This is a genomic window from Ruegeria sp. F5, assembly GCF_056533845.1.
The window spans coordinates 94,048-112,466 of sequence record NZ_JBQFOU010000015.1 but is presented as its reverse complement, the minus strand read 5'-3'; the positions used below and the strand labels follow the sequence as shown (position 1 = coordinate 112,466).

15 protein-coding genes are annotated in these 18,419 nt (G+C 58.5%); 10 read left to right on the top strand and 5 right to left on the bottom strand.

The features are described from left to right. Nucleotides 1–464: 464 nt before the first annotated feature. Both ACR0K1_RS19745 and ACR0K1_RS19740 read right to left on the bottom strand, forming a co-directional pair. Nucleotides 465–2,369 carry a hypothetical protein gene (locus ACR0K1_RS19745; RefSeq protein ID WP_480851640.1) on the bottom strand — a complete coding sequence of 635 codons (1,905 nt, stop codon included), beginning with the start codon at nucleotides 2,367–2,369 and terminating at the stop codon, nucleotides 465–467. 132 nt (nucleotides 2,370–2,501) lie between these two features. Next, the gene (locus tag ACR0K1_RS19740) at nucleotides 2,502–3,509 is read right to left on the bottom strand and encodes a hypothetical protein (RefSeq protein ID WP_480851639.1); all 1,008 of its coding nucleotides are present in this window, start codon (nucleotides 3,507–3,509) and stop codon (nucleotides 2,502–2,504) included. A gap of 392 nt (nucleotides 3,510–3,901) precedes the next feature. Here ACR0K1_RS19740 and ACR0K1_RS19735 point away from each other — a divergent pair, with 392 nt between their 5' ends. From ACR0K1_RS19735 to ACR0K1_RS19695, 9 genes are all read left to right on the top strand, one after another. Then, nucleotides 3,902–5,104: an MBOAT family O-acyltransferase gene (locus ACR0K1_RS19735; RefSeq protein ID WP_480851637.1), complete on the top strand. Its 1,203-nt coding sequence runs from the start codon at nucleotides 3,902–3,904 to the stop codon at nucleotides 5,102–5,104. Nucleotides 5,105–5,212: 108 nt separating this feature from the next. Further along, nucleotides 5,213–6,313 (top strand): hypothetical protein, encoded by a 1,101-nt coding sequence (locus tag ACR0K1_RS19730; protein WP_480851636.1) that lies wholly within the window; start codon nucleotides 5,213–5,215, stop codon nucleotides 6,311–6,313. Between the two features lie 85 nt (nucleotides 6,314–6,398). Next, nucleotides 6,399–8,267 carry an HAD-IIIC family phosphatase gene (locus ACR0K1_RS19725; protein ID WP_480851635.1) on the top strand — a complete coding sequence of 623 codons (1,869 nt, stop codon included), beginning with the start codon at nucleotides 6,399–6,401 and terminating at the stop codon, nucleotides 8,265–8,267. Next, nucleotides 8,264–8,512 (top strand): acyl carrier protein, encoded by a 249-nt coding sequence (locus ACR0K1_RS19720; RefSeq protein WP_480851634.1) that lies wholly within the window; start codon nucleotides 8,264–8,266, stop codon nucleotides 8,510–8,512. Before ACR0K1_RS19725 ends, ACR0K1_RS19720 begins: the two co-directional genes overlap by 4 nt. 178 nt (nucleotides 8,513–8,690) lie before the next feature. Continuing rightward, a complete protein-coding gene (gene rfbC, locus ACR0K1_RS19715; protein WP_480851633.1) occupies nucleotides 8,691–9,251 on the top strand; it encodes a dTDP-4-dehydrorhamnose 3,5-epimerase in 561 nt (186 codons plus the stop codon). Continuing rightward, a complete protein-coding gene (gene rfbB / locus ACR0K1_RS19710; protein ID WP_480851632.1) occupies nucleotides 9,248–10,288 on the top strand; it encodes a dTDP-glucose 4,6-dehydratase in 1,041 nt (346 codons plus the stop codon). The genes rfbC and rfbB overlap by 4 nt, the downstream gene beginning before the upstream one ends. Next, on the top strand, nucleotides 10,285–11,136 hold the full coding sequence (gene rfbD, locus ACR0K1_RS19705; protein ID WP_480851630.1) for a dTDP-4-dehydrorhamnose reductase: 852 nt from the start codon (nucleotides 10,285–10,287) through the stop codon (nucleotides 11,134–11,136). The genes rfbB and rfbD overlap by 4 nt, the downstream gene beginning before the upstream one ends. Then, a complete protein-coding gene (gene rfbA / locus ACR0K1_RS19700) occupies nucleotides 11,133–12,005 on the top strand; it encodes a glucose-1-phosphate thymidylyltransferase RfbA (RefSeq protein ID WP_480851628.1) in 873 nt (290 codons plus the stop codon). Before rfbD ends, rfbA begins: the two co-directional genes overlap by 4 nt. 218 nt (nucleotides 12,006–12,223) lie before the next feature. After that, nucleotides 12,224–13,687, top strand: a complete 1,464-nt coding sequence (locus ACR0K1_RS19695) for a glycosyltransferase family 39 protein (protein ID WP_480851627.1) — start codon at nucleotides 12,224–12,226, stop codon at nucleotides 13,685–13,687. A 98-nt stretch (nucleotides 13,688–13,785) separates the two neighbouring features. Here ACR0K1_RS19695 and ACR0K1_RS19690 read toward each other — a convergent pair whose 3' ends face one another. After that, nucleotides 13,786–14,775 carry a glycosyltransferase family 2 protein gene (locus ACR0K1_RS19690; RefSeq protein WP_480851626.1) on the bottom strand — a complete coding sequence of 330 codons (990 nt, stop codon included), beginning with the start codon at nucleotides 14,773–14,775 and terminating at the stop codon, nucleotides 13,786–13,788. Nucleotides 14,776–14,982: 207 nt separating this feature from the next. Between ACR0K1_RS19690 and ACR0K1_RS19685 the strand changes: the two genes are divergently transcribed. Continuing rightward, complete coding sequence (locus ACR0K1_RS19685) at nucleotides 14,983–16,680, top strand: hypothetical protein (protein WP_480851625.1); 1,698 nt, start codon at nucleotides 14,983–14,985, stop codon at nucleotides 16,678–16,680. Here ACR0K1_RS19685 and ACR0K1_RS19680 read toward each other — a convergent pair. Together ACR0K1_RS19680 and ACR0K1_RS19675 are read right to left on the bottom strand one after the other, a co-directional pair. Further along, nucleotides 16,648–17,052 (bottom strand): GtrA family protein, encoded by a 405-nt coding sequence (locus tag ACR0K1_RS19680; RefSeq protein WP_480851624.1) that lies wholly within the window; start codon nucleotides 17,050–17,052, stop codon nucleotides 16,648–16,650. The genes ACR0K1_RS19685 and ACR0K1_RS19680 overlap by 33 nt on opposite strands. 90 nt (nucleotides 17,053–17,142) lie before the next feature. Further along, entirely contained in the window at nucleotides 17,143–18,405 is a 1,263-nt protein-coding gene (locus tag ACR0K1_RS19675; RefSeq protein WP_480851623.1) for a right-handed parallel beta-helix repeat-containing protein, read from the bottom strand. Nucleotides 18,406–18,419 lie beyond the last annotated feature (14 nt).

Sequence of the window (18,419 nt, the reverse complement as noted above, 5' to 3'; positions counted from 1 at the left end):
TTGATCGTTGATCGTTGATCGTTGATCGTTGATCGTTGATCGTTGATCGTTGATCGTTGATCGTTGATCGTTGATCGTTGATCGTTGATCGTTGATCGAGAGCAGGACCCTGCCCTGGTGGATCTCTGGCAACAGCACCTGCGCTAGGTGCAAGGGGGTTACACCAATCTCAACTAACTCGCAAAATCGGCCAAACGCGGCAGCGTCATCTGGACGGGTGATGATCGAAGTGATGAGACCAAGGACGTGGACACATGGTAACGGCGGCTGACCTTTTTGAACTTGTTTTCCGGAGAGCGCAAAAAGGGATCGACTAATCCTAGGCGGGTCTGGTGACCGGCTGGGATGTGGTCCATGCCCTTAACAGTATGATTGGCTTTTTCGGGGAAAGCCGGAACTTCGCACAGGCTGTTCTCACCAAATAAGGAAAGACGCGGCACACCGTTGTCAAAGCCGGTGCTTCGTTACGGATCATTCCGGTCCGCGGGATGCGGGAAAATCTCTTTCAGTGTGCGGGCATCCTCGGCTTTATGTTCGATCCCCCAATGCTTTTCGGGGGTGGTGCCTGCGCGCTCAATGCGTATTGCTGAAAATGGCTCACCTGCCGTTTCCACAAACCTGTGGCAGAGACCGTTCATCTCGGTGGGCAACGCCTGTGGGTAATAGCGATGCCGCCTGAGCTGCGCGCCTGTATCGTCCAGTTGGGTGACAACGATCTGACCGTTGCCGGGGTCTATGTCGGTGCAGGTTTGGCCAATCAGAACCGCGATAGTGTCTGAATAGCACAGCGCAGCGTTCCTGCCTGCGCCCAGCGAAAAGCAGTTGGATGGTGCCGAAAGCGGGGCGGATGCTTCAAGACAGACGAAAAGCGTGCCTTCGGCCATGAAAACAGAGCCTTCTTCCGGGAAGGCCCCGCAGGGTTTCGGCGGCGCCAGTACCGATCCGGCGTAATCGGTTGCGCCATAGAGGATCTGGAAAATGGAATTCATGTCGATGTCGCGGCCAAACGTGCTGGGGGTCTGAAAGCTGCCGAACCTCGGATTCTGATCGCTGGGACCACCGACAGAGCGGATCGGGGTCGACTTGATGTCAAACCCGTCAATAGACCGGGCCTGTTTCACAATCGCATCGGCCAGATCAACATCCTGTTCCGCCACGCGCTGAAACAAAGGCCAGATATGCGATGAGGCCACCGCCTGACCAAGGCCAAAGACCAGCACCAGGGCCAGCCCCCCTGCCGGGATCAGCCGGGATGCGGACCGCCCCGCCATCCCATGTGCAAAGACCGTGGTGCAGGCCAGAACAACACCGGCAAAGACAAAGCCGATGAATCCGATGGTTCGCCCGATCAGATAGGGTTCCGGGTAGAGAAACCAGATCAGAACCGGCAGGACGCAAAGCGCGCCGAAACCGGCAAGCAGCACCCGGAATGCCCCGAACCATCCCCCGCCTGAAAAGGCGCGGGGTGCAACAAGCGCTCTGGCCGCCGCCAACAGAACCATTGCGCCTGCCGCCGCAGCCGTGAGCAGGAAAATACCGCGATAGGGATGGGGCAGACCCACAAGCCCGCCGCTATGGATTCGTCTTTCGATCCGGGGCAAGGCGGACAGTTTCTCGAGGATCACAGTTTGGTCCACGCCGCCCGAGAAGCGAAAATTGGGGATGAGATCCAGAGCGGAAATGGTGGCCCGCAACTGGAGTTGATACAGCACCAGAGCAATTACCGAGGCGACAAGGACACGACAGAGGTAGAGCAGGCTTTCCCGGTGGCCGTATCGGTCGACGCGGATCAAAACTATGGCGGGGATCAGAAAGCCCAAAAGCGCATAGCTTTGATAAAAGCCGATTGCGATGGCCAGAAGCTCGGCCGCCACAATGACCCGCAAGACCAGACCCCAGGGTGAAGTCCCCTGCGCTGGCGCAATCAGCATCATGGCACCCACAGAGGCTAAAAGACCAAGGCAAAACCACGGAGCCTGTGTTTGAAAATGCAAAACGGCGGTCAAATAGACATGCGAAAACCCGGCCAGAAAGACCAGCAAAACAGACGCTACGGCCATCCTTGGTCCCGCCGGGGCAACAGCCATGTGTGCGATCAGAACCGCGATGGCGAACAAGGCTGCAAAAAGAATGAAGATCAGAACCGCAATTGGCGTGTTCCAGGTAAAGATGACCTCATGCGCCCAGTGCGTTGCCCAGCGGCCATGCACTTCGGCAAACCCGGTTTCGAGCCCGGCGGCAAACCTCCATTCATCGGGGTTGAAGCCTGATTGCGCGATACCGATCCCGGCCGTTGGCAGGAACATGAGGGCTGCAAGAACCGCCGCCGCAAGATACCAGGCCCAGAACGGGGCTTTAGCACCGTTCATCTTTCAACCGTATAAATCGACACCATCAAACAATATCTTCCTGCAAAGCCGGACCCGATTTTAGCGAAATTCAGGGGCATTTCAAACCTGCCGAAGCCTGATTGAAGGAACGCGATGTGCTGTGTCGGGGGATCAGTTCGGGGCAAGCACGTCGATAATTGCACCGGCCAGTTTCTGATGGCCCGCGTCCGACAAATGCCCATCCGGGAAAAGATAATCGCCCGCGCCGAGTATGTCCGGCGTATGCAGGATCTGTAAGTCAGATACCTTTGAGCGCAAAAGGTCGAGTTTAGGGGAGGTCGAGAGAACCTCTGTGAAACGTCCGCCCCGGCCGCCTGTGTTTACATCGAAAAAAATCAGTTGCGGCGGGGTGGTCCCCCAATCCCAGTTGGTCAGAGTTTCTATCAGAACTTCGGGGTCTTTCAGCTCTGCCATGGGCAGTTCGCTGTCTTCATCCTCGCCCTCGCCGCCACCGAAACGCCCGCGAACCTCCTGAAAGAGAGCGGGCAGATAGTGCCCGAAGCCTCCGCCCGCCTCTTCGTTTCCGGCGACGAGTTGCATATAGGTCTCTTCCGACATGGCCGACAATGTGCCGTCGGAAAGATAGTGGCGGTTTTCGTGGGCGTCATTGTCGCTATACTGGATGATCACCGTCTTGAGGTTGCTGCGGTCGAGCCGGTCCAGCGTCATAAGCTCTCGAGCGGTGCCATAGGACGACACGCCGGTATTCAGCGTCCTGCGCCCGGTTTCGGCCTCGATAATGTCGGCAAAGGCCTTGCCTTGCCCGACGCCCCAGCCCATCGCCTGGCTATCGCCCAGCACCACGATCTCGGGCGCATCAAGAGAGGTTTCGTCGTCGCGATAGCCTGCCGAATTCACGTCGATCTTAGTTGAGAAGCCGGTGTTTTCGAAAACGCAGCTTCCGGGTCGCAACGTATAGCCCAGTTCAGAGTCGTAACGCGCGCAATCCGGCAGGTATTGCACATACGAGACATTCGCCCAGTAAATTTTCCGGGCGAGCCGGTCGGCCGCACGGATACCGGTCGGAGAATCCCGTGCCACAAGCCAGGCAAGCGCGGCTTCCAGGCCCACCAGAAGCACCGCGAGGATCAGGATGTTGATACCGATGACGCGCCACATCCGGTTTCAGCCCAACCTGTCGCCGGTTTTATCGTTCATGGCCTTCAACTGGCCCTGACCCTCAATCCGCAACACCGCAAATCCCTTAACAAAGTAACGTTAGGCCCATAACACGGAACGCCGATTCAAGGGAATGGCGTTGTCCGCCCTGCGGCATCTGCGTGGCGTTCTTGTGTACCGGGATGGCCCGTACCGGCGCGTCTCTCATCACTGTGTCCGCGACAGGGACAATGACGACGGCACAGGGATTCCATTTGACTTGCCCGAAAATGCGACGAAACTGGCAAGCAATGTGCATGTTCGCGGTCCGGTTTTAAGGTTTCATTTGTTCAGGACCCGACACGTGGGGAAGGGTTACGAGTTTTCTTTTTTGGGTTTGATTCCAAAGCGTTATGTTCATTGATCTGCTGTCTTGGGAATTCCTGCTGTTTTCGACGTTTACCATCATCCTGGTTGCGTCTTCGACCGGGCTTGTGCGGACAGTTGGCTTTCTGAGCGCCAATATCGCATTCGTTTTTGCGCTTCTCGGTCCGATCGGTCTGGCCTCGACCCTGCTCTTTGCCGGTCTGGGATGGGGTATGACCCGCGTGCATCTGACGGCGTCCAGATGGGGGGCAATCCTGTCGGCGACCCTGCTGATCCTCGTTTTCATTTACATGCTGGATTACGAGTTTCTGGGGCTGTTCCTGCCTGACCCGGCGCGCCTGTCCTTTCTGCAGACAGTCGGTCTGAGCTTTCTGTTGTTCCGGATCCTGCATGTGATGATCGATGCCCGGTCGGGTGTCATCGACCGTATCGATCCCGCCATTTACCCCAACTACCTACTGGCATTCACCACGTTCATGATGGGTCCGATCCAGCGGTATCAGGATTTTCGCGACCAATGGGAAGACCGTAGCCGCGCCATCGAGATGACGTATGAAGCTCATCTTGACGCCGGATTGAGGATACTCTGGGGGCTGGTCAAGGTTTACGTCATCGGAACGCTTTTCTTCCGCTTCGCGCTGCAACCCAACACCGATGTCCTGGCGCTGAGCCTGGGTGAATTCTGGGTTCAGTTGGCGGCGTTCTACTTTTTTCTCTACATGAATTTCTCGGGCTACTGCGATGTCGTGATCGGCATCGGCAGCCTGATGGGCATTCGCCCTCCAGAGAATTTCAACAACCCGTATTTCGCCCAGAACATTGCGGACTTCTGGCTGCGCCAGCACCGGTCCCTGACATTGTGGCTGACCGACTATGTTTTCAACCCGGTGTATAAAAAGGCGCTCAGTTCCGGGTCTTTCGCCAGTTTGCCGCTGGCGGCCGGTATCATCGCGGCGATGCTGACCATGCTTGTCTCGGGCCTATGGCACGGCACCACAATCGGGTTTTTGATCTTTGGTCTCGTGCACGGGACGTGGCTCGCCATATACCGGATATGGGATCATGTCCTGACGGCGCGTCTTGGCAAGAAGCGGCTGCGCAAGATCAGGGCAAGCTGGCCCGGACGGATCGTCGGCATGGCGATTACATTTCACGCGGCCGCTTTTGCATTCCTGTTCTTCCAACTGGACACGCCAAGCGTGGTTGCGCTTTTGAAAGGTCTTATGTGATGTGGTCGACCCTTTTTCCCAACCGGTCCTTGCGGATGACCCTGAAGGTTCTCGTCGCCGTTGGGCTTGTCGGCGTTCTTTTTGTTTTCTCCGCGACGGAGGTCGATTTTGTCTACACGGGTTTCTAGGAAACTGCGCCTTTCGCTCGCGGCTCTTGGCACGATCGGGGCAGTCGTTGGGCTGGTCTTCTCGGCGCTGACATGGCTGGCCATCAGCGCCGAGCGCAGTTTTTACATGTTCCCGTATAAACATGAAAGCTGGTATCGCTTTCTTCTGCCATCGCAATTCATGGACCGGGACAAGCCCGTCCTGATGCTGACCGGTCCCTCAACCGTGCGCGAGAACCTGCGGTGGGAGCAGATACAGGCCGCGTTTCCCGACTATCATGTCTACCAGGGCGGCATCAGCCTGGGGACAATTGAAGACGTGATGATTGCGCTGAAACTGATCGAGGCAGCCTATGGCGAAGATGCGCTGCCGGATTATGTCGTCCTTGGCCTCGGCCCCCGGTTCGTTGCCAACCTGCCACCCGAGCGACCCTTTGAGACAATCGTCGAAACCTACAGCCCCTGGTCGGTGACAACTGGCCCGGATGGGGTTGAGATGCACAAAAAGCCCCTGTTTAGGGCCGCTTTGGCTAAAATTGATTTCCTCAGTAAGCAGCCCGAGCGTTTCAGATCAGCCCTGCGCGCCTGGGCGGCATATCTGGGGCACTCGGTCGAGGACTGGCCCCCCGGCGAAGCCCTTTTACGTAAAGCCGGGGTGCTGAATATGTGGAGATCGCAGATCGAAAGACAGCGCAGGCTGGTGTCGCCGTATAAATTCTCCAGAAGCACTGGCCTGCCAGAAGAGGATCTTGCGGGCTATATGTCCGGCAGCTGGTGGGAGACTGTCTTTGACTGGGATGCGCAAAAGAACGGTGAGGCTGCGGCCATGCGCCTGCGCCAGCTTCTGGATTTCCTTGATGCGCATGGCATCGGCGTGGCGGTCGTCAATATGCCGGAACGGTCATACTCCCGCGACCGGTTTACCTTTGACTACGAGGATTACCTTAGCGCGATCCGTGACGGCATCGGGACGGCCCCGTTTCTCGACCTGAGCACGTTCGCGCGGGACGATGAGTTCCACGACGCCGAACATACCATACCGGAAGGATCGCAACGTCTGACGGAACGCGTCATAGTTTGGGTGCAATCGCTGCTGACATAACGTATAAAAGTAAGAGAATAAGATACCGATGTTATTGTGATTACTTATATTGGGTGAACAGGTGCCCTGATTTGGGGGTGGGTAAGTGGTTTTAGATGTTAAGGCCGGGCATGCGTATCCCGGCGCAGATGTTGCCAGCGATACGGCGCGGACACAGGTTCTGGGCGCGCTGCGGGCAACTGAATCCATCCAGGATTACCTTTCTTTGTGCCGCAAATGGCGCAAGATCGACCGGGCCGCCGATGATGACGGGCGCAACGAATTGCGCGTCGCGCTTCTGAGCGGCGCGACGACGGATTTCCTTGAACTTCCTCTGCGCGCCGAGCTTGACAGCTTTGGCCTGCGCACCCGCATTCACCGCCCGGATTTCAACACCCATGTTGCCGAGCTTCTGGACCCTGCAAGTGCGACGGTCGGGTTCGCGCCGCAGATCGCGGTTCTGCTGCTTGGGCCGTCCGATATCACGGACTGGCCTGCCGTCGGCGACACCGAGGCGGATGTGGCGATGCTGGCCAACCGGTTCGTCGATCTGTGGCTGAACAGCCTCTGTACAACGTTCAACCTGGAAACCGGGGCTGACATCATACTCGGCAACCTGCATCTGCCGCCGACATCCTCGACCGGCCATCTCAGCCGCCGCCTTCCCTGGGATCGCACCAATTTCGTGCGCCGGATCAACCAGCTTTTGGCGGAACAGGCCCCTAAATTTGTCCATATACTGGATGTGGAACTTCTGTCTGCCCGCCATGGGGTCCAGCACTGGTTCGACCCCCGCTTCTGGTATCACGCCAAACAGCCCGTCTCGTTCGACTGCATGATCCCGCTGGTGCGCGACACGGCTGGGATTATCGCGGCCATCTACGGTAAGACCTCGAAATGTATCGTGCTTGATCTCGACAATACGCTTTGGGGCGGCGTTGTCGGGGATGACGGGGTGAACGGCATAAAGGTTGGTCAAGGAAGTGCCGAAGGCGAGGCATTCCTGGCGTTTCAGAATTACCTGCTGGAGCTCAAGGCGCGGGGCATCCTGCTTGCCGTGGCCTCGAAAAACGAAGAGGCCAACGCGCGCGCGCCGTTCGACACGCTGGATGACATGGCGCTGAAATCCGCCGATTTCGTTTCGTTCAAGGCGAACTGGGGGCCCAAGCCCGACAGCATCGCCGCCATAGCGAAAGAGCTGAACATCGGGCTCGACGCGATCGTCTTTGTCGATGACAACCCGGCGGAACGCGCCCTGGTGCGGCAGAGCCTGCCCGAGGTGCGCGTGCTGGAACTGGGTGATGATCCTTCAGAATACCCGTATCTTCTCAGCCGGTCAGGCTGGCTTGAGACGATTGAGATCACCAGCGAGGACCGCAGGAAATCCGAACAATATGCCGCCAACCGCTCGCGCACGGAGCTTGCGGAAAGCGCGGTGGATTATGACAGCTATCTGCGTTCGCTGAACCAGAAAGCCGTGATCCGCCCGTTCGAGCCCGAGCATCTGGACCGGATTACGCAGCTCATCAACAAGACCAACCAGTTCAACCTGACCACCCAGCGGATGACACGGTCCGAGGTCGAGGCGCTCGCCTCCAGCGACACCGCCCTTACCGCCTATATGAGGTTGAAGGATACCTTCGGTGACAATGGCCTTATCAGCGTTGCCGCCGGAACGGTGGACGGTGACACGCTGACGCTCGACCTTTGGCTGATGAGCTGCCGCGTCTTCAAACGGGGCGCCGAATTTGCGATGGCGAATTACCTGATGCAGGAAGCCGCCCGCCGCGGGGTTTTGCAGGTCAGGGGCATCTATCGGCCAACGGCAAAGAACGGTTTGGTCGAAACCCTTTATGCCGATCTCAATTTTGAAAAGGACGGTGTTGCGGAAGATGGCACCACAACATGGGGTCGCCCCCTTGCCGGGTTCGAACCGGTTCCCGTCAGCATAGATATAGTGGAGGATTTTGCGTGACCGAGATTGAGGTATGGCAGCGCTTAACGTCGGTCTTTCAGGACGTTTTCGAGGATGACGAGATCACGTTGAGCCCCGAAACCACCGCCGAAGACATCGAGGACTGGGATTCGCTGACGAACATCCAGTTGCTGATCGCCATCGAGAAAGCGTTCCCGGGGCTTGAGTTCAGCACCGGAGAAGTCGCGAACCTGCAGAATGTGGGTGATCTGGTATCGGCGATCACAAAGCGCGTTACAGCCTGACGCACCTGAAAAGGGGGCGATGTACATTCGGGAACGGATGCCATTCCGCTTGTCCTGCGTGATCAAAGCGCGGGCTGATCTTTGGGAGCAACAGGGGGCTCATCTCTTCGCATCCCCTTCATGACAGTCCGGTATTCAGTTGCTATGAACATGTTGTGTTAACACGGGTTTTGAGTACATGCAGATTGAAGATACCGCCTTACCCGGCGTCCTGATCCTGACGCCAAAGCGGTTCGGTGATGAGCGCGGGTTTTTCTCGGAATCCTGGAACCGAAATACTCTGGCCGCGCATGGGATTACCCTGGATTTCGTGCAGGATAACCATTCGGTTTCAGCCAGTGTTGGCACCCTGCGCGGGATGCATTTCCAGTCGCCGCCCCATGCGCAGGACAAGCTGGTGCGCTGCGGGCAGGGGGCGTTGTTCGATGTGGTGGTCGATATCCGCAAGGGCTCTCCCACGTATGGGCAATGGGTTGGCGTCGATTTGACCGCAGAGAACGGAAAACAGGTTCTGGTACCCAAGGGCTTTCTGCACGGTTTTGTCACGTGCGTGCCCGACACCGAGATTTGCTACAAATGCACCGATTATTACGCGCCCGATTGCGACGGGTCGGTGCATTGGGACAGTTGTGGCATTGACTGGGGGCTGACCGGCGAGCCTGTATTGTCCGACAAGGATAAAATCGCACCGGCACTGGCCGATTTCGACAGCCCGTTTGTCTGGGGGGATGCATCATGAAGCTTCTGGTAACAGGCGGTGCCGGTTTCATCGGCTCGGCCGTAGTGCGGCGGGCGATTGCGGACGGGCATCAGGTGGTCAATCTGGATGCGCTGACCTATGCGGCCTGCCTGGATAACGTGGCCGGGGTGGCAGATCACCCCAGTTATGCCTTTTTAGAGGCTGATATTCGGGATCGCGCCGCCATGGATCGGGCCTTGGCCGATCATCGTCCGGACGCGATCATGCATCTGGCGGCGGAAAGCCATGTGGACCGGTCAATCGACGGGCCCGGTGCCTTTATCGAAACCAATGTGACCGGGACCTATACGCTGCTCGAGGCGGCGCGCTCTTATTGGGAAGGGCAGGGTCGGCCCGATAGTTTCCGGTTCCATCATATTTCAACCGATGAGGTCTATGGCTCGCTGGGGTCAACCGGGCAGTTCACCGAAGAAACGCCCTATGATCCCCGCTCACCTTATTCGGCCAGCAAGGCGGCCAGCGACCATCTGGTGCGGGCCTGGGGTGAAACCTATGGCCTGCCGGTGGTGCTGACGAATTGTTCGAACAATTACGGGCCCTATCATTTCCCGGAAAAGCTGATCCCGGTGATTATCCTGAATGCTCTGGCGGACAAACCACTGCCGATTTACGGCGATGGCTCCAATGTTAGAGACTGGTTATACGTCGAAGATCACGCCGAGGCGCTGCTGCTGGTGGTGCAAAAAGGCCAGCTTGGGCGCAGCTATAATATCGGGGGCGAGAATGAACGCTCTAACCTGCAATTGGTGCAGACGTTGTGCGGTATTCTGGATCGCCTGCGCCCCGCGGCCACGCCCTATGCCGATCTGATCACCTTTGTCACCGACCGCCCCGGCCATGATGTGCGCTATGCCATCGACCCGACCCGCATCCGGGACGAACTGGGCTGGCGACCCTCGGTCACGGTCGAGGAAGGGTTGGAGAAAACCGTTCAGTGGTATCTGGATAATGAAAGCTGGTGGCGGGCGCTGCAAAATCGCGAGGGCGTCGGCAAGCGGTTGGGCGTGACGGCATGACCGTCCTCGTCTTTGGCAAAACCGGGCAGGTGGCGCGGGAACTGGCGGCTTTAGCCTATGTGACCTGTCTGGACCGGGCGCAGGCGGATCTGGGGCAACCGGACACCTGCGCAGCAGCCATCCGCGCGGCAACGCCAAAAGCCGTGATCAACGCCGCTGCCTACACCGCCGTGGACCGGGCCGAGGCAGAAGAGGCGCTGGCGACCGTCATCAACGGGGAGGCACCCGCCGCGATGGCTCGGGAATGCGCCGCCTTGGGCATCCCTTTCGTCTCTATTTCGACGGATTACGTGTTTGACGGATCGGGCGAGGCCCCTTGGCAACCCACCGACCCGACCGGACCGCTGGGGGCCTATGGCCGCTCGAAACTGGTCGGAGAGCAGGGGATCGCGCAGGCGGGCGGCACCTATAGCATCCTGCGGACCTCGTGGGTGGTGTCCGCCCATGGCAACAACTTCGTCAAGACGATGCGGCGGCTGGGGGGCGAACGGGACCAGCTATCTATCGTGGCGGATCAGATCGGCGGCCCGACCCCCGCGCGGGATATCGCGGCGGCCTGCCTGTCCATGGCCCGCCAACTGGCCGAGGATGCGGATAAGACCGGCATCTACCACTTTGCGGGCGCGCCGGATGTTAGCTGGGCCTGGTTTGCGCGTGCGATTTTTTCCCAATTAGAGACTGAATGCGAGGTGACGGATATCCCGTCCAGCGATTATCCGACCCCTGCGCTACGACCGTTGAATTCCCGCCTTGATTGCTCCTCACTGGAAACAACTTTTGGCATTAGCCGTCCTGACTGGCGGCAGGGTTTAAGTGATATTCTGAAAGAGTTGGAAAGCGCATCATGACGACACGCAAAGGCATCATACTTGCGGGCGGATCGGGCACCCGCCTCTATCCGATCACGATGGCCGTGTCGAAGCAACTACTGCCGCTCTATGACAAGCCGATGATCTACTACCCGCTGTCGGTGCTGATGCTGGCCGGTATTCGCGAAATATGCGTGATCACCACGCCGCAGGATCAGGACCAGTTCAAGCGCACGTTGGGGGATGGCAGCCAGTGGGGGGTCAGCTTGACCTATGTGGTGCAGCCCAGCCCTGATGGTCTGGCGCAGGCCTTTATTCTGGCCGAAGAGTTTCTGGCGGGTGCACCCGCAGCGCTGGTTCTGGGAGACAACATCTTTTTTGGTCACGGTCTGCCAAAACTGCTGGCCGCAGCGGACAAGCATGTCGAAGGCGGAACAGTGTTCGGCTATCACGTGGCCGATCCCCAACGCTATGGCGTGGTCGCCTTTGATGCGGATGGGCGTGCGAAAGAGATCATCGAAAAACCGGCTGAGCCACCTTCGAACTATGCGGTGACGGGCCTGTATTTCCTGGACGGCACCGCGCCAGAGCGCGCCAGACAAGTCAAACCATCCCCTCGGGGCGAGTTGGAAATCACCGATCTGCTGCAGATGTATCTGGAAGAAGGCCAGCTTAGGGTCGAAACCATGGGGCGCGGCTATGCCTGGTTGGACACCGGCACCCATGCCAGCCTGCTGGATGCGGGCAATTTCGTGCGGACGCTGGAAGAGCGCCAGGGATTGCAAACCGGCTGCCCGGAAGAGATCGCGTGGCAACTGGGCTGGATCAACGAGCAACAATTGCGCCAGCGGGCCGAGATGTTCGCGAAGAACGAATATGGGGCTTATCTGGATGGTTTGCTGAAATAAAGAGGGCCCACCCTTCAACAACCCGGGTCCGGTATTGAAAATGTCTGTAATCCAGAGACAGTTCACATCAAAATGCGCCAGCGCCGGTACATTCGTTTCGACGCAGGGCCTGGGAACTGGGATAATCGGGCAGGTTTCAGCGAGCGGCTGTGTCCGGCCCGCGCAAGGTCAGGATTGGTTTGGTGCCCGGAGATGCGAGTGTGATCGGAGAATCTGACATGACCCCGCCATCCCCCGCGATTGGCCGCAATGATCTGGCAATTCTTCTGTTCATTCTGCTGTTGGCTGCGGTGCTGAGGACTGCGGGGCTGAACACACCGCTTTGGTATGATGAGATCTGGACCGTCGACACACATGTTCGCCTGCCCTGGGGCGACATGATGCGCGAATACTCGATGAACCATCATTACTTCTTCAGCATGAAGGCCAAGCTGTTCTCGCAGATTTTCGGGGAAGAAGCCTGGGCCTATCGTTTTCCGGCGGTCTTGTTCGGCGTCGGCACTGTCGCTGCGATCTGGTGGCTGGCGAAAGAGGTAGCCAGCACCAGGATCGCGCATGTCTCGGCCCTGCTTGTGGCGCTGTCCTACCATCAGGTCTGGTTTTCGCAGAACGCGCGTGGATATACCGAGCTTGCTTTCTGGAGCGTGCTTGGCCTCATCCTTTTTCTGCGGGGTATGCGCCGCCCGACGATGGGAACCTGGGTAGCCTTTGGCCTGACCGCCGCCGCTGCTGTTTTCACCCATCTGACCGGCGCGTTTTTCTTTGTTGCGTTGGGGCTTGTCTGGCTGATCTCGCTGGTGACCGGGTTTGGCCGGGATGCCTTGAGCCGCGACTGGGTGTTGCAGCCGCTGATCGGCGTTGCCATTGCGCTGGGTCTGACCTTCCTGGTCTATCTGCCGATTTTGCCCAGTCTTCTGGACACTATGGGCGAGATTTCAGCGACATCCGCCGTCGACAAGATGCAGGTGTACCAAAACCCGGTCTGGACCATGGTCGAGGGGCTGCGAACCACAATCGGAAACACTGGTTCTCTGACGCTGATCGTGGCCATTGCCGGGCTGGCAACCCTTGTCTTTGGCGCAATAGGGACGCATTCGGCGCAGCCGTTGTTTTCTGTCGCCATTGCCATGCATATCGCTGTGACGCTGGCCATCCTCATGTCGCTGGATATGCGGATCTGGCCGCGGTTCTTCTTTGTCGATATTGGCCCGGTGATCGTTCTGATCGTTGTCGGCTGCGGATACGGGGCCGGTCTGGTGGCGCGGTTGTTCAGGCGGCCTCAGCTTGGGCGGGTGCTGTTTGCCGTGGGTGTTCTGGCGATGATTGTCGTGTCCCTGTTTCTGGTACAGCGCAACTATGATGCCCCGAAACAGGATCTGGCCGGGGCCTTCGCTTTTGTGGAAGAAACGCGTGGCCCGTCCGAACGGGTTTACGCCATCAACCCCGGCGGTCCGGTTTTCGAAAGCCATTTCGATGCGGATTGGACAACCATCGGTGATGCGGATGCTTACGCCCAAGCAATGGCCCAACCCGGCCCCGCGACGCTGGTGGTTTTGTTCCCAAACCGGATGTTCCGCGTCATTCCAAGGCTCGAAACAGATGTCGAAGGGCAGTTGGAATTCGTACGCGCCTTTGCCGGCACGCTTGGGGACGGACGGGTTCTCGTCTATCGGCGCCAGTGAATCGGGGTGAGCGGGTAGAGTTCAGATCGTGAACAATGTGCTTGAAAACAACCGATTGAAATAAAACCGCGCCTTCTGCCGGGAATCCTTCAAAAGGCCTATTTGTCCTGCGTCAGGCCCAGGGTGCTTTCCACGATATACAGCGGGCGTTTTCGCGACTCCTCATAAAGGCGTCCAAGATATTCCCCGATCACACCCAACACGATGAGTTGCAGGCCGCCGATCAGCAAAACCGCGACCATAAGCGAGGCATAGCCCGGAACGTCGATGCCATAGATCAATGTCCGCACGATCAGAAAGATGCCGTAAAAGATCGCCCCGATGGCGGTGAGCATTCCGATATAACCGGCGATCCGCAGCGGCACCGTGCTGAAGCCCGTGATCCCGTCCAGCGCAAAGTTCCACAGCCGCCAGTAGTTGAACTTGGTTTTCCCGGCGATGCGCTCGGGCCGGTCGTAATAGACCTCGGCGTGACTGAACCCGACCCAGGCGAAAAGCCCTTTCATGAAACGGTTACGCTCCCGCAACCGGCCGACCTCGCCAACGACGCGCCTGTCCATCAGGCGGAAATCCCCGGTATTGGCGGGGATACTCACGCCAGATAACCGGTTGATTGTCTGATAGAATTTCGCTGCTGACCAACGTTTCAGAGCGGTATCGGTGTCGCGATTGCGCCGGACACCATAAACCACGTCATACCCTTCGCGCCACTTTTCCAGAAACTCTGCGATCAGTTCGGGCGGGTCCTGCAGGTCGGCGTCAATCGGAACAACAGCCGCGCCCGAGGTGGCATCCAGCCCGGCCGTCAGCGCGACCTCTTTCCCGAAATTGCGCGAGAAGTTCAGCACTTTGATCCGGCCGTCGCGGTCATGCGCCTCGGCCAGCACTCGGGCGGTGCCGTCTGTGCTGCCGTCATTGACGCAGATGATTTCATAGCTTTCGCCCATTTCCTCCATTGCCTCCCCAAGGCGCTGGAATAGGGCGGGCAGGGCATCTTCCTCGTTGAACATGGGAATGACGAGGCTCAGCGTCGGCGTCGCCGGGTTGGCGGCTGCGGCTGCCCGCGACTGGGGGGTGGGTATGTTCATGTTCAGCTGCACCATGGCAAATGTCTTGCTTCAGATCTTTGGCAATAAATGATCATGGTTTGGCGGCGGGTTCAAAGAATTCGGCGAAGAGCCGGGAATTTTTTGTATTTCAGTGATACTCTTAGCCCAACCGGTTCTGGCGCGGTAACGCCCGAGATCCGAGAAGAATTGAGGCTCAGTTCCAGCCGAGCAGGGAGAAACAAGTCAGTGCGCAGCAATGTCTGGATCGGGCTCACTGCGCTGGCGGCCTTGGCTGTCAGCCTGTTGGTCTTCGCGGTGATTGGTACGCCGATGGGGCATTCCTATGGCTTCAACATGAGCTGGACGGTGGCCTTTGCAGACGCGCTGAGCGGCGGCACGGTTTACCCCCGGTTTCTGCCCGCCCTTTGGGATGGGGTCGGGGGGTTCGACTTTTTCTTTTACGCGCCGCTTCCGTTTTATGTCGCGGCTGGCCCGGCCCAGTGGCTCTGCCCAGATTGCAGCCCGCAGGTGCTGTTTGGGCTGTCCGGCGGCTTCCTGTGCTGGCTGTCCGGTGTGACGTTCTGGATCTTTGGCCGGCAGTTTCTGCCCCCAAAGCCTGCATTGGTGGCGACTTTCGTGTGGGCGCTGGCCCCCTATCATGTGGGCATCGACTGGATGGTCCGTCAGGCGGCGGGCGAGTTTGCGGCCTATGTTTTCGTGCCCCTTGTCGCGCATGGGGTGCTTGTGGCCCTGCGTGACCACCGCCCGGTCTGGTCCTTGCCGGTTGGTCTTGCGGGGCTGGGCCTCAGCCATCTTCCGACCCTGCTTCTGGTCGTTCACGTTATGGCCGTTGTTGTGGCCACGTGGATTTTGATCCATCGCACCCGCTTTGTGCGGGCCCTTGTCCTGTTGGCCGGGCTGGGAATTATGGGGATCGCTTTGTCTGCATTCTATTGGCTGCCCGCCATTATATTGCTTGGGGACGTGTCGCCCGAAGGCCTTTATACAAAGGAGCTCATTCCAGAAAGCTGGTACCTGATCGGGGCGGATGTCCTGCCCAATAGCATGTACAAGCTTGCCCTTTTGATATGCCAGTTGACCGCCGCCGCCGTGGCCGGGCTGGTCGTCGTGATGACGCAGGGAGAAACCAGAAGAAACCTGATCATCTGGGCGCTGGTGCCTGCAATTCTTGTCCTTATGCTCAACAGTTCACTCTCGCAGGTTCTGTGGGAGAACTGGATTATCGCCAAGGTCCAGTTCCCCTACCGGCTGACGGTGATTTCCGATCTGGCGCTTGCCCTTTCGATTGGCGCGCTCAGCACGGCCTTCGCCCAGGACCGGCGCTCGCGCCGGATTGCCTGGGTCGGGATTGGAGGGCTCGTGATTTCCTTCCTTGCTGTGGGGATGCTGCTGCCGGACCGCATTACCAAAGGCATTGCGGCGCGCGGGCAACCGGTTGCGATGATTGGCGCGCCGGAATATCTGCCGCCACCGGTGTTCGACCCGCTTGCCGAAAACGTCAAAGCCGAAGGGCAGCCGATCTGGCGATTGTCGCGGCATATGCTGGAGCTTGCGGCAGAAATCGAAGCGTCAGGGTCCGGTTTCATCCAGCCTGTGCACGAGGCCCCGCGCCAGTGGATCGTTCGCGTTGCAGACCCCTGGCAACCGGAAACGCCGCTGCGCGTCGCGCTGATGTATTGGTCACATCTGGAGGCCGAGACCACAGATGGAAGCCCGCTGACACTCTCCCCGGACCCGGAAACCGGCTTCGTCACATTCGCCCCGACAGACGCGGATGTCAGGATCACCCTTCCACGGCATTGGAGCGAATGGGTCGGCGCGCTTCTGGCCGGGTTTGGCCTGATCGCAGCGGTCTTTGTTCTTTACCGGGCGCGCAGGGCCGAGCCGGACCTAGCCCGGCTTGCGGAACACCCAGAGGGTTGAGATCACATAGTTGACGGCAAAGGACGCGCCAATCGCCACCAGCAGGATGAACCAAAACGGCAGGGCGGTGACATAGCCCAGCCCCGCGACCACGGCGAGCCGCACGACCAGCGAGGAGACCACTGCCATAAAGTACTTCACGTATCCCCGGACCGAGATCGTGTTTTGGCTGGTATGTTCGTAGCTAAAGATATTGTGCCCGCAATAATTGATGACCGAGCCGAGGACAAAGCCGCAGGTCGATGCAAGGACAGGCGGCGCAAGCAGAACCACAGCCAGCAGCAGCGCCAGCAGGTAATCCGCGATGGTGCCCAGGGCGCTGATGCCGAGGAACCTGAAAAACAGGCCTTTGTCTTTAAGGTCCGAGATCATGGCAAGGCTGCGGGTTGGTGATTGGGAACAGGGCGGGGCAAGCTTTCAAAGCTTTGGTTTCTAAAGGTCATCATAGGCACTCAGAACATCTCAACGCCGCGTCGGGTAGTTTTTGACAAGTGTGGAACCGGCATTCAGACGATCGACCTCGCTGCCGGGGCGCACCCCGTATTCGTGAAAGCCATTGGCGGCACCGGTCGCATAGTAGATGAATTCTCGGTCATAGTAGCCGGGTCTTGCCGGGGACTGGTCCTGAACGATGGCGTTGTTGAGCACCGCCCAGTCTTTTTGGTTCTGATACCCGTTGATCGCGCTGACAACGTTTTGCTCGATCACGACATAGGTCGAGGATGAGACATTGATCCGGGGGATCGTGACCTTGCCGTCATTCGGCTGACGCACCCGGAGGATCGAGTTCTTGCGGATCGAAAGATTGTCTGCCCCGTGAACCGAAATGCCATGCAGATGCGCGTTGTAGATCACGTTGTTTTCGATCAGGACATTCTTGTGACGCAACAGAGGGTCATTCGTATCCTTCCCGCTTTTGCCCATGAAAATCGTCTGAGTGAAATCTCCTGCCCCTATGTCGAAGATATTGTCCCGGATCACGATGTTCGAACTGCCCCGGTTCGAGGTCCGCATAAGCTGGATCATGTCCCGGTGGTCGCGGCTGTTGCCGCCGCGGAACGTGTGGAACCGGTTATATTCGATCACCAGGTCATCCATTCCGCTAAAGGCCATTCCATCGGCCCGGATGTCATAAAACTGGTTTCGGCTGAGCGTCAGGTACGTCGAGTGAATTCCGGTCAGCGCCTTCCACCACTTTCGAAAGGTGCTGTTTGAAATGGTGACTTTGGAACTGTCCGTGATCAACAGGCCGCGGCCATGCCCGATGCCCGCGTTGTGATCCCCATCGAACGTGGAATTGGTGATGGTGATGTTGTGGCTGTTGCCAATGCTGAAGAAGTTGCTGCGGTGTTTGTCACCAGACTTGTAGGCATAGTCGAACACCAGCCCATCCAGTGCAAGATTGCCAGCGCCTTTCAGGCGCAGCTCTGTAAAGCAGGCGGGTGAGCTGGGGTCTGCGGACCGGATCACGACAGGGGTTTTGAAGGCGTCTCGGATGCGCAAAGCGCCATAATTTCCGCCAGCCAGCAGGATGGTTTCGCCGCCGCTGGCCGTGCTGAGCGCCTGTGAAAGCCCCTGCGCGTCATGGATGGTCTGACCGTCCTGGGGTGCTGATGCGGCTTTCACCCCGCTGCAGGCCGGGGCTGCACGCACTGACGTTGCCGGGGCCATCAACAGAAGAATGGAGCAAAACAGGATGCCAACAGAGATGTATGTGCGTCGCATGGGCGGTTGCTCTT